General features: G+C 73.0%; 9 protein-coding genes. 1 reads left to right on the plus strand and 8 read right to left on the minus strand.

Annotation, left to right across the window (positions count from 1 at the left end):
• Positions 1-41 precede the first annotated feature (41 nt).
• From ACFVWU_RS29545 to ACFVWU_RS29575, 7 genes are all read right to left on the minus strand, one after another.
• Positions 42-998, minus strand: coding sequence for a helix-turn-helix domain-containing protein (locus tag ACFVWU_RS29545; protein ID WP_387626613.1), 957 nt, complete (start codon positions 996-998; stop codon positions 42-44).
• A gap of 120 nt (positions 999-1118) precedes the next feature.
• Complete coding sequence (locus tag ACFVWU_RS29550) at positions 1119-1937, minus strand: carbohydrate ABC transporter permease (RefSeq protein ID WP_387626615.1); 819 nt, start codon at positions 1935-1937, stop codon at positions 1119-1121.
• A gap of 19 nt (positions 1938-1956) precedes the next feature.
• Positions 1957-2880, minus strand: coding sequence for a carbohydrate ABC transporter permease (locus ACFVWU_RS29555; protein ID WP_387626617.1), 924 nt, complete (start codon positions 2878-2880; stop codon positions 1957-1959).
• On the minus strand, positions 2852-4105 hold the full coding sequence (locus ACFVWU_RS29560; protein ID WP_387626619.1) for an extracellular solute-binding protein: 1254 nt from the start codon (positions 4103-4105) through the stop codon (positions 2852-2854). The genes ACFVWU_RS29555 and ACFVWU_RS29560 overlap by 29 nt, the downstream gene beginning before the upstream one ends.
• Positions 4106-4169: 64 nt before the next feature.
• The gene (locus ACFVWU_RS29565; RefSeq protein ID WP_387626621.1) at positions 4170-4907 is read right to left on the minus strand and encodes an alpha/beta fold hydrolase; all 738 of its coding nucleotides are present in this window, start codon (positions 4905-4907) and stop codon (positions 4170-4172) included.
• A 119-nt stretch (positions 4908-5026) separates the two neighbouring features.
• Positions 5027-7774, minus strand: a complete 2748-nt coding sequence (locus ACFVWU_RS29570; RefSeq protein WP_387626623.1) for an AAA family ATPase — start codon at positions 7772-7774, stop codon at positions 5027-5029.
• A 124-nt stretch (positions 7775-7898) separates the two neighbouring features.
• Positions 7899-8357: an SsgA family sporulation/cell division regulator gene (locus ACFVWU_RS29575; RefSeq protein WP_387626625.1), complete on the minus strand. Its 459-nt coding sequence runs from the start codon at positions 8355-8357 to the stop codon at positions 7899-7901.
• Between the two features lie 634 nt (positions 8358-8991).
• Here ACFVWU_RS29575 and ACFVWU_RS29580 point away from each other — a divergent pair.
• Entirely contained in the window at positions 8992-9855 is an 864-nt protein-coding gene (locus ACFVWU_RS29580) for a helix-turn-helix domain-containing protein (protein ID WP_387626627.1), read from the plus strand.
• 78 nt (positions 9856-9933) lie between these two features.
• On the opposite strand, the gene ACFVWU_RS29585 is transcribed toward ACFVWU_RS29580, so the two are convergent.
• Positions 9934-10857, minus strand: coding sequence for a VOC family protein (locus ACFVWU_RS29585; RefSeq protein WP_387626629.1), 924 nt, complete (start codon positions 10855-10857; stop codon positions 9934-9936).
• Positions 10858-10954 lie beyond the last annotated feature (97 nt).

The following is a 10954-nucleotide window of genomic DNA, read 5'->3' on the forward strand; positions in this document are numbered from 1 at the left end:
AGGTCAAGGAAGGAGCCGTTCCCCGGCGGGGCGGCGGAGGGTCATCGTGCCTGGTTGCCGCTGATCTGCCAGTCCCTGGGGGGCATGCCGTAGGCGGCGCGGAAGGCGCGGCTGAAGTGGCTGGAGTTGGCGAAGCCCCAGCGGCGGGCGATGCCCGCTATGCCGAGTTCCGCGGCGACCGGGCGGAGGAGGTCGCGGCTGCAGCGTTCCAGGCGTTGGGCGCGGATCCAGCTGCTGACCGTGGTGTTTTCGAGGTGGAAGAGCTTGTGGAGGAATCGGACCGACATGAAGTTGGCCTCCGCGATCGTGGACGGGCAGAGGTCCGGGTCGCGGAGGTTGCGCAGGATGTGGTCCTTGACACGTTCCAGGGAGGCTGCGTTCTGTGGGGCCCGTTGGCGGGAGCGGCCGGAGCGGTCGTCGACCAGTAGGGCCAGCAGGTCGAGGGCGGTGCTTGCGGCCCGGCGGCCGACGGCCTCGTCCAGGACCTGCGCCTCGCGCGCCATCCGGGAGAGGTAGGTGGCGACCAGGGCGGCACTGCCCTCGGCTCCGCTGAAGGGGGTGGCGGTCAGGGCTCGGAGGTCCCGCTCGGGGACGTCCAACTCGGCGCGGGGGAAGTGGAAGGAGGTGAAGACGAATCCCTCCTCGATCTTCTTGCGGAAGACCCGGGAGGTGTCGGTGATGGAGAACTCGCCCGGCCGGATGACCGACTCCCTGCCGTCCTGCTCCTTGAGCGCGGTGCCGCGCTCCTGCAGGCTGAGGATCAGCGACGGGGGGCCGTCGTCGGCGATCATGCGCCGGGTGCGCGTCACCACCTGCGGTCCCGCCTGGACCCGCAATATCCGGACCGGGCCGAGTTGGTGGCCGACGATCGTCCCGGGCGACGGCACCTCCTCCAGGAGGTCCACGGCCATCGGCACGAAGGCGTGGGACACCGCCTCGTGCCAGCTCTCCGCCCGGTCGAAGGCGGACAGTCGCGCGGTGGAGAGAGATGTGGGCACCGGGTTCCTCTCGGGTCGGTCGGCCACCGGTGGCCCCGTCCACCGCTGTGCCTTCCGGACCACCATGCCAGCGGGCCCGGGGCGGGACATCGCGTGAACCTAGTAGATCGGGGGTGACCCTCACTTGACGGCTGCACCGGTGGCGGCGCTGGTGACGTGGCGCTGGGCGACGACGAGCAGGACGGCGGCGGGTACGGAGGCCAGGACGGCAGTGGCCATGACGGCGTTCCAGTGGTTGGTGTGGGCGCCGAGGTACTGGTAGACGCCCAGGGTGATCGGCCGGACGGTGTCCGTGGTGGTCAGGGTGAGGGCGAAGAGGAAGTCGCTCCAGGCGAGGAGGAAGGTGAAGACGCCGGCTGTGATCAGTGCGTTCCGGCTCAACGGGAGCACCACGGAACGGAAGACGCGCAGTCGGCCGGCGCCGTCCATCCGCGCGGCCTCGATGACCTCCTCGGGGATGCTCCGCATGAACGAGTGCAGGACGACGATCGCGAAGGGGACGCCGGCGGTGGAGTCGGCGAGGACCAGCCCGAGGTGGGAGTTCAGGAGCCCCAGGTCGTTGTAGGCGCCGTAGAGCGCGTTGGCCACCACGATGCTCGGCACCGCCTGGGTGGTCAGGATGCCGAGGAGTACGACCTTGGTGCCGCGCAGGCGGAACCGGGCCAGCGCGTGGGCCGCCGGTGCGGCGAGAGCCAGGCTGAGCAGCGCGCTGCCGAGAGCCACCGCGAGGCTGGTGACGAGGTTGCGCCCCTGGTCGCGCAGCGCGGTGGCGTATCCGCTGAGGTCCGGGTGGAGCGGGAACCATCCTCCGCGCAGGGTGTTGCCGGCCGGCTGGAGGGAGGCGTTCACCATCCAGTAGACGGGGAACAGCATCAGCGCGAGCAGGACGATCCCGACGAGGGTGGACAGCGGGCCGCCGCGGCCGGGTGGGCGTTTCACGGGAGCGCCTCTCAGACGGTCAGACGGTCCGGGCACGTCGGTCGGCGCGCAGGTGGAGGACTGCGAACACCAGCGAGAGGACGATGAGCAGGTTGCTCATCGCGGCGCCGCGCCCGAAGTCGAACTGCCGGAAGGACAGTTCGTAGGACTGGGTGGCGATGGTCTCGGTGGCCCCGGCCGGCCCTCCGCCCGTGACCACCAGGATGACGTCCAGCACCTTGACGGTGTAGACCACGCCCAGCACGAGCACCACGCTGACCACCGGCCGCAGCAGTGGCCAGGTGATGTGGCGGAACGAGGCCAGTGGGCCGGCGCCGTCCAGCTTCGCCGCCTCGTACAGGTGCGGGGGGATGTCCTGCAGACCGCCGTACAGGATCGCGGTGTTGAAGGGGACGCCGACCCAGATGTTGACCAGGACCACCGACAGCAGGGCCTGGGAGGTGCCGGTGAGCCAGGGAACGCCGGATGACGTGAGGTGGAGGCCGCGCAGCACCGCGTTGACGACTCCGGTGTCGGGGTCGAGCATCCACTTCCAGGTGGTTCCGGAGGCGACCAGCGGCAGCAGCCACGGCAGCAGCAGGAGTGACCGCAGCACGCCGCCGAGCGGGAAACGGCGTCGGAAGAACAGGGCGAAGGCCAGGCCGAGGGCGAACTGCCCCAGGACCGAGCCGGCCGTGAACACGGCCGTGGTCAGCAGGGTCCGGGGGAATGCGGAGGACGAGAGGACCGCCGCGTAGTTCCGCAGGCCGGCGAACGGGGCGTCACCGGTGTAGAAGCTCGTGACGGTGTACTGCTGGAAGCTCATCACGACGTTGTCGGCGATCGGGTAGCCGAAGAACAGCAGCAGGTACGCCGCGGCGGGCGCGACGAACAGCCACCGGGTCCAGCGGTCCCCGCGTCGGACCGGCGACGGGTCAGCGGCCTGTGGCGGTCTGCTGCGCATGGCTGAGGGCTTCCTCCGGCGTCTGTTCGCCCGTCAGCGCGGACTGGATCGCGGTGTAGATCCCCGTCGCCGCCTTGGGCCACTCGACGCCGAGCTCGCTGGTACGGGCGCGCGCCACCGCCACGCTCTGGGCGAAGGCGGCCATCGACGGGTTCGCCTCAACGTGCTGGGCGGCCACTGCGGTGCGGGAGGGCACGGTGTGGTGCTCCTGGGCCAGGGTGAGCATGTTCGAGGGGGAGTTCAGGCAAGCGAGGACCTGGGCGGCCTTCTGCTGCCGGGCTTTGGAAGGGCTCTGCGGGACGGTCCACACCTCGCCGCCGAGCGGGGTGACCGGGGACTGCCCCAGCCGGGGGACGGGGACGGGGGCCACTCCCCAGTGCAGGTTGGCGTCCTGCTCCAGGGCCGGGATGCGCCACGGGCCGTTGATCATCATGGCCGTCCGTCCGGCGACGAACTGGTCGTGGACGTCGGCCTGGGTCCAGTTCAGCACCGACTTCGACATGGAGCCGCTGTTCACCAGGTCGACCCAGAGCTGGAGCGCCTGCGCGGCCTGGGGGGTGTCCAACTGCCGTTCGTCGCCGCCGTTGGACCACAGGAAGGGCAGGAACTGCCAGGTGCCCTCGAAGGTGGCGTTCGCGTCGACCGCCATGCCGTAGCGCCCGGGACGGGTCAACGTAGCCGCGGCCGCCTTCAGTTCGTCCCAGGTCCTCGGGACGGCGACGCCGGCCTCGGCGAGCATGTCCTTGTTGTAGATCAGGGCGACGGTGCTGACGTTGGGGGCCAGCCCGTACAGCTTGCCCTGGTAGGTGCCCGCCGACGCGATGCCCGGGGCGAAGCCGTCGGCGTCGATGCCGTAGCCGTCCAGCGGGGCCAGTGCGCCGGTCCGGGCGATCTGCTGCAGGTCGGGGTTGTCGAGCATCAGCAGGTCGGGGAGGGTCCGTGAGGACGCCTGCTGGAGGACCTTGGGGATCAGGGACGCCCCCGGGACGCTCGTCTGCTCGACCCGCACCCCGACCGTCCGCCCGCACGCGGTGAGCAGGTCGCCCCACTGGGCGTGTTCGGCCTGGTCGGTGTAGTAGTCGAGCGCGGTGATGGCGGTGACCTCGCCCCCGGCCCGCCCGGAACCGGTGCGGTGACCGCACCCGGTGGCGGCCGGCGCCAGGAGGAGGAGCCCGGTCAGGAGGGCGGCGATCCGCCGGGCCGACGATCTGGCCGGTGAGATCATGCTGGTGCCTTTGCCGGGTGCCTGGGGGTCGGGGTCCGATCGGACTCGTCCGTTCGAACGCACATTAAACACCCCCCGGAGTACGCGTGGCGTGCCCGGTGGCCTCCAGGATCATCGCCACCACGGCTTCGGGCCGCGAGAGCGGGACGGCGTGCGAGGCGTCCAGCACGTACTCGGTGGCCGCCATGCGTTGGGCCATGAAGCGCTGGGCAACGGGGTTGAGCATCCGGTCGGCGGTCGCGATGGCGTACCAGGACGGCTTGTCCGCCCAGGCCGGCGAGCCCGATCTGTCGGTCAGCGCGCCGCAGGCTATCGGGCGTTGTGCCGCGGCAAGCGCCTGCCCTGCCGCGGGTGACAGGTCGTCGGCGTACAGCTGCCGGAACCGTTCCGCGTGGATGTACACCTCGCTGTCGGGGCCGGAGGGGAGGGCGGTGGTGACGGTGGCGTCGGCCAGTGGGGAGGGGGCGAAGCGGTTGGTGATGTCCAGCAGGCACTCGCCGGCGTCGAGGGCGAACGCGGCGACGTAGCACAGGGCCACCACCTGGTCGGTGTCGTCGGTCGCCTGGGTGATGACCGCGCCGCCGTATCCGTGGCCGACCAGGACGACGGGCGTGTCGAGCCCGCGCACCAGGCTCCGGACGCACGCGGCGTCGTGCGCCAGGCCGCGCAGCGGGTTCGCGGGGGCGTGCACCGTCAAACCGGCGGCGCGCAGCGGGCCGATGACCTCAGACCAGGACGAGGCGTCGGTGAATGCCCCGTGCACCAGCACGACGGTCGGTGGAACGGGGGTGGGTGTGTGCATGCCGGCGGCCTTCGACTGGGCGGGGGAGTGGGGATGGGGCGATGTCCCACGGAGGGCGATGTCCCAGCCAAGCCGGTCCGGCCGTGGCGGGCATCGCGTGAACGTACCAACGAGCCCGCTCAGGCCTCGGGGAGGGAGGCGACCAGGTTGGCGAGCTGGACCCGGGAGCCGATCGACAGCTTGCGGAACACGGACGTCAGATGGGTGTTGACGGTGTGCGGGGACACCACCAGTACGTCGGCGGCCGACTTGTTGGTGTGGCCCTGGGCGATGAGGCGGGCGACCTTCTCCTCCGAGGCCGTGAGGGCACCCCAGCCCTGGACGGGGCGCTGCACGGTCGTCGTCCGGCGGGTGTCGGTCCCGGTGCCCTCCAGGACGCGTTGGACCTGTGCCGCCGCGGCGTGGGCGCCCGACTCGGCGAACGTGTCCCGCGCGTGCGCCAGCGCGGCCGCCGCCCGGCGTCGTCGCCCCGCGCCCAGCAGGGCCCGGCCGAGATCGGCGTGGGCGGCGGCCCGGGTCAGCGGGCGGGGGCTCGCCCCGAGCAGGTCCACGGCCTGTTCGAGCACGGCGGGGTCGTTCCGTACGAGCCCACGGGCCTGCGCCGCGATGCCGGTGGCGGTCGGCACGGACGGGTTGCGTCCGGCGTGGGCCTCGGCCTGCGCGGCCAGGTCTTCGGCGAGCTGCCGCTCCCCGCCGCGCAGGGACATCCGGACCGCGGCGTCGACCCAGTCGCGCAGCAGGCGCCACCGCATGAAGGGCCCCTGCTGCTGAACTCGGCGGATCCGGTCGACGGCGAGTGCGACGTCCCCGTCGGCCTCGGCGTGGACGGCCTCCAGGAAGCGCACCGCGGCCGTGTTACCGGGGTTCGGTTTGACGGCGAGTTGTTCCCGGGCGGCGAGCAGGTGCTCCCGGGCCGCCTCGCGGTCGCCGCGCAGCAGGGCGATCCGGGAGCGGATCACCCGACCGTTCACCTGCTGGACGGGCACCCGCACCTCGTCCTCCAGGCGTTCCATGGTCACGAAGTCGGCCTCGGCGTCGTCGAGTCGGCCGAGCCCCAGGTCGTGCTGGCCCTGGGCCCACAGCAGCATGGCCTGACGCACCGTACCGCCCCGGTCCGCCGCCCGCAGGAGCAGGCGCTCACCGGAAGCGAAGTCGTCCACATGCACGTGCGCGACGACCTCCTCGGGGAGGAAGGCGGAGTCGATGGCGCTCAGCGCGGCGAAGCGCTCCAGCGCGACCGCGTTCTCCCCCGCGTTCAGCGCGATCTCGCCCAGCCCCGACAGGGCCAGCACATGGGCCTCCCGGTCGCCGATCGCGGTGGCGGTCCGCAGCGCGGTCTCGCCGGCCTCCCTCGCCGTGGCCAGGTCACGGCCCCGGGACAGGGCCAGGGCGCGCAGGGCGGCCAGCCGGGCGCAGATCTCCGGGGCGGAGCCGCCCGCGGCGAGCGCGGCCTCGGCCCGGCGGCGCAGTTCCTCGGCGAGGTCCATGGTCCACAGCGCCCCGCCCAGGGCGGACTGAATCCGGCCGAAGGTGTCCAGCGGAGGCCGGTCGGCCAAGAGCCGGTCGCCGGTCTCCAGCGCCTCGTGGTTGCGGCCGGCCCGGGCCAGGCAGAGGATCGTCTGCTCGCCCACCTCGAACTTCAACTTTCCTGCTGCTGGCGTCAGTTCGAGGGCGCGCAACATCAGGTCGGCCGCCGGGCCGGGGGTGACCGCCAGCACGTCGTCAGCCGCTCGCCACAGCAGCGCCACGGCCTCCTCGTCCCCGGGCACGGCGCCCCGGAGGATGTGCGGCACGGCGTCGGTCGGCTGCCGGCCCGTGGTGACCAGGCGGCGGGCGGCCTCGCGGTGAAGGGCCTTGCGGGCCGACGGCGGGATGTCGGCGTAGACCGCCTGGCGCAGCAGATCGTGCCGGAAGACCAGCTGGTCGCCGTCGTCGTCCAGGAGCCCGGCGCACACCGCTTCCTCAAGCGCCGGGAGCAGGGCGGCGGCCGGGCGGTCGCAGAGCGCGGCGGCGTCCTCGAAGCCGAACCGGCGGCCCAGCACCGCGCCCATCTGGAGGAAGCGCAGCGTGCCGGGCCGCAGGGACCGGAGCCTGCCGCGCACGCCGACCACCAGCCGGGAGGGCACGGTCTCCCGCGAGGCGTCGGCGGTCCGTACCCCGGCCAGCATCTCGACCGCCAGGAACGGGTTCCCGCCGGCGCCGTCGAGCAGCTCCCGCACCCATGCGTCGACCGCCGGCCCGAGCGTGTCGTCGGCCAGTTGACCGACGGCCGCGTCGGACAGCGGCCCCAGGGACACCGTGACCGTCGGAAGGTTGCCGGCGGCGGCCGCCACGATCTCCTCCGCCGGGCCCGTGGGCTCCCGGCGCCCGGTCAGCATCCACAGGACCGGCGAGGTCCGCAGGCGGGTCGGCAACTGCTGCAGGGCGAACCGGCTCAGCGCGTCGGCCCACTGCACGTCGTCCAGACCGATCAGCACCGGTGCGTCGGTGGCCCGGGCCTCGATCGCCTCCGCCAGGCGCTCCACGAGCCAGATCCGCTGGTCGTGGTTGCGGGCGAGATCGGCGAGGTCGTCGCCGGACAGCAGCGGCCGGTCGCCGTGCAGGATGCTGGCCGCCAACGACGAGAGCGGCACGATGTGGTGGAGCTCATCGGCCTTGCCGAGGCCCACGGAGAACCCCGCCGCGGCGGCCCGGGTGGCGGCCTCGGCGAGCAGGGTGGTCTTGCCGATGCCAGGTTCCCCCTGGATCAGAGCCAGTCCGCCGCTCCCGGTGCCGACCACCGAGGTGATCAGCGCCTGGAGCTGTGCGAGTTCGGCCTCCCGGCCGCGCAGACCGCGATGGGACAGCGGACCGCCTGACCCTGCCATTCGAGCTTCTTCCCGTCCACCCACGCCGACCGGAGTCGGGCTCCGGCCGTGCCGTTGTCCCAGGCTTCCAGAGGGTACGCGGTGGTGGTCGGCCGCTGCACCGCAGGTGGCGGCAGCAGCGCCCTCAGCCGGTGCGGCCGGGCAGCACGGCGTCCCAGTCGATCGCGTCGGCTTCGGTACCCGGGGGGACGAGGGCGAAGGTGTCCCGGCGGAGCCAGCGGCGCACCTGGCGGGACGGGAGGTCGATCAGGACGACGTCGTCGCGGTTGCGGAGCATGACGCGCAGGGCCGCCCGGCCGTGGCAGGTGCAGGGGGGCCAGATCCGGACGTCGCCGTGGCCGGCCGGCCGCTGCAGTCCCTCCCAGAGGAGGTCGCGGGAGAACTGCCAGACGCCCGCCTCGGCGGCCGGCCCGAGGAACTCGAGCGCGACGGCGATCGGGTCGTCGCTGCGGTAGCCCAGGCGCACGGGGACGTCGAGGGACTCGTGCTCGCCCAGGACGAGTCGGGCGTCGAGGAGGATCTCCGTGCAGGCGGCCTCCGGGCGGGGCTGGGAGGAACTGGGCAGCGACTGGTGGGCAGGCATGGATTCTCCTGGGTCGGTATCGGGGTCGTTGTCGGGGCGGGTGCCGGCGCCGGTGCGCGAGAGGTGGGGTGGGGCCGGGCGGGGCGGCGCAGTGGTCCCGCCTCGGCCCCGGGAACTGCCGTGGGCACGGGGGCGGCGGATCCGCCGTTCAGGCTAGGAAAGGGGGTCGGCGGGGATGTTCCGGTGGTGCACGGCGACGTGACGGCCCGTGCACCTTCCCGGCCGCCGGGCCGGCCGGGAAGCGGGTTCGTCGTGGCCGTGCCCGTTGTCGGGGAGCGGTGCGGTCGGGCGGTCCCACCGATCGTCGTCGCTCCGGTGTCGGTGGCCGAACTTCGCTGTCCCGCAAGCTCTTTGGTCTTCCGCCCGCAGTGCCGTCAAGGCCTTCTCCGAGGAGTGGACGCCACTCGGGATGAGCGCCGTCCGGGTCGGGTGGAGCCGCTGGAACCTCGGTTTGTTGAATGTTTGTCCAGCCGTTCCACTCCTTGTATGAATGGCGCCAGAAGAACGTCCCCTCCTGAGCGCCCCGTTGCCGGCGCCGCCGCCCCGCCGTGCGGCGAGCCGCCCTCGCCAGCATCCGCACAGCACCACTTCCAACCGGTCGGAGTCCCCCGTGAACCAGTCGGCTCCCTCGCCCATGCTCGAAACCCCCGCGCCCGAAGCCGAGACCCACCTGCTCGACCAGGCCGCCCGCGGCGGCGGCAACGGCTGCATCGACATCCTCTCGCCGCCGCCCGGAACCGATCCCGAGGACTGCCTCTACGTCGCCCTGCACGTCCACGGTGCGGCCTCCGTTCGACGCGGCGGTGCCAGCACCATGCTGGCCCCGGGGGACCTGCTGATCAGCGCCACCCCGCACCCGGCGGGCCTGTTGCAGGACTCCGAGTGCCGGATGGTCCGCTTCCGCGTCCCCTGCTTCTACCTGGGCGTCCGGCGGGGCGATGTCCGGCGCGCGGGCGGGCTGATGGCGCGGGGGAACGAGGGGATCGGCTCGCTCGCCTTCCAGTTCCTCCGCACCCTGGCCACCCAGACGCGGGCTCACCGGGCCCGGCCAGGCCACCACCTCGCGCTCAGTGCCTCCGACATCGTCGCCATCCTGGTGACCGAGCTGCTCGACCGGGAGCACCCGGAACACCCCAACGGCGCGACCGAGTTGCTGTCCCGGATCCGCGTCCACATCGAGCAGAACCTCGCCGACCCGAACCTCTCGCCCAGATCGATCGCCCGCTCGCAGCACATCTCGGTGCGCTACCTCCACAAGCTCTTCCAGCAGGACGGGATGACCGTGGGCCAGTGGGTGCGACGGCGTCGGCTGGACGCCTGCCGTCGGGAGCTGGGGCGCCCGTCCCGTCGGCAGGCCAGTGTGTCCGCCGTCGCGCATCGCTGGGGCTTCGTCAGCCACTCCCACTTCAGCCGGGCGTTCCGCGACGCCTTCGGCGTCTCGCCCCGTGAGTGGCAGGCCTACGCCACCCGGACCGAGGGCGACCACCCCGCCTCCTGATCGCGAAGCCGTGCACATGGCGCTGCACCGCCCGTCCTCACCAGGACGGGCGGTGCAGCGCCGGGCGTGGTCCGAGGGTCAGCGGCCGGCGTGGATCTCCGCGACGTAGCCGCCCGGGAACCGGACCATCGCGCTCTCCCGGCCGCCCGCGCGGACCGGCCCCGACAGCACGGTGGCGCCGGCCGCCCTGGCCCGGTCCAGGGTCGCGCCGAGGTCCGGCACGCCGTAGCCGGTGGTCTCCAGACCGAACGGGTGCGGCAGGTGGCCGTCCGTCACCGCGACGGTGGTGGCGCCGAAGCCGGAGGTGAGCCGGATCGACCGGTACGTCGTCCCGGGCAGGCCGATGGCGGCGCCGTCGGCCCGCCGCTCGTCGGAGACGACGCGGCCCCGGGTGAAGGCGAGGTAGCTGTCCAGGAAGGCGCCCACGGAGTCCGGCGACAGGTAGAGCCGGTTCTCCGGCACGCTGACCGGGGCGGGGTAGGACGGCGCGGTCGTGTGGACGTACAGCTGGGCGTTGACCCCGCCGGGGAACTGGACGACGGCGTCCCGGCCGATCGGGTCGGCGAACGGCGCCACGGTCACGGCCGCGCCGTCGGCGCGGGCGGCCCGGACCGCCTGGTCGAGGTCGGTCACCAGCCAGCCGGTGCGCTCGGTGCCGAACGGGTACGGCACGGGCGTGGTGTAGTCGAACACCGACAGCGTGCCGACCGGCGAGACGATCAGTTCGGACAGCGTCCGGCTGGGTGTCGGGGTCACCTGGGTGGAGACCGGGCCGATCGTGGTGCCGCCGAAGGTGGCCGTCCAACTGGTCACGAAGGCCTGCTCGGTGCCCGGCGACACGTACACGTGGGTGGTGTCGTACTGCGGGCCGACGGCGAAGTTCAGGTGCGTGCCCGGCGGCTTCGCCGGGCTGCTCTGGGTGGCCGAGGCGGTGGGGACCGCCGCCAGCGCGGCGACCGCCGTCACCAACGGGACCACGCGTCGGGCGAATCGAAGCTTCACGGGACCTCCTGGTCGTGGTGCGCGCCCGGCGCCCGCGGGGAACGGGCGCCGGGCGCGGGTCAGTGGTCGGTACCGCCGTCGCCGACTGGGCCTGGGG

This window comes from Kitasatospora sp. NPDC058190 (assembly GCF_042883685.1).
Taxonomy (GTDB): domain Bacteria; phylum Actinomycetota; class Actinomycetes; order Streptomycetales; family Streptomycetaceae; genus Kitasatospora.

Coding starts and splice junctions, on each gene's coding strand:
- ACFVWU_RS29555 (WP_387626617.1), bottom strand. CDS start 2,880: ATGCGCAGCAGACCGCCACAGGCCGCTGACCCGTCGCCGGTCCGACGC.
- ACFVWU_RS29560 (WP_387626619.1), bottom strand. CDS start 4,105: ATGATCTCACCGGCCAGATCGTCGGCCCGGCGGATCGCCGCCCTCCTG.
- ACFVWU_RS29565 (WP_387626621.1), bottom strand. CDS start 4,907: ATGCACACACCCACCCCCGTTCCACCGACCGTCGTGCTGGTGCACGGG.
- ACFVWU_RS29570 (WP_387626623.1), bottom strand. CDS start 7,774: ATGGCAGGGTCAGGCGGTCCGCTGTCCCATCGCGGTCTGCGCGGCCGG.
- ACFVWU_RS29575 (WP_387626625.1), bottom strand. CDS start 8,357: ATGCCTGCCCACCAGTCGCTGCCCAGTTCCTCCCAGCCCCGCCCGGAG.
- ACFVWU_RS29580 (WP_387626627.1), top strand. CDS start 8,992: ATGCTCGAAACCCCCGCGCCCGAAGCCGAGACCCACCTGCTCGACCAG.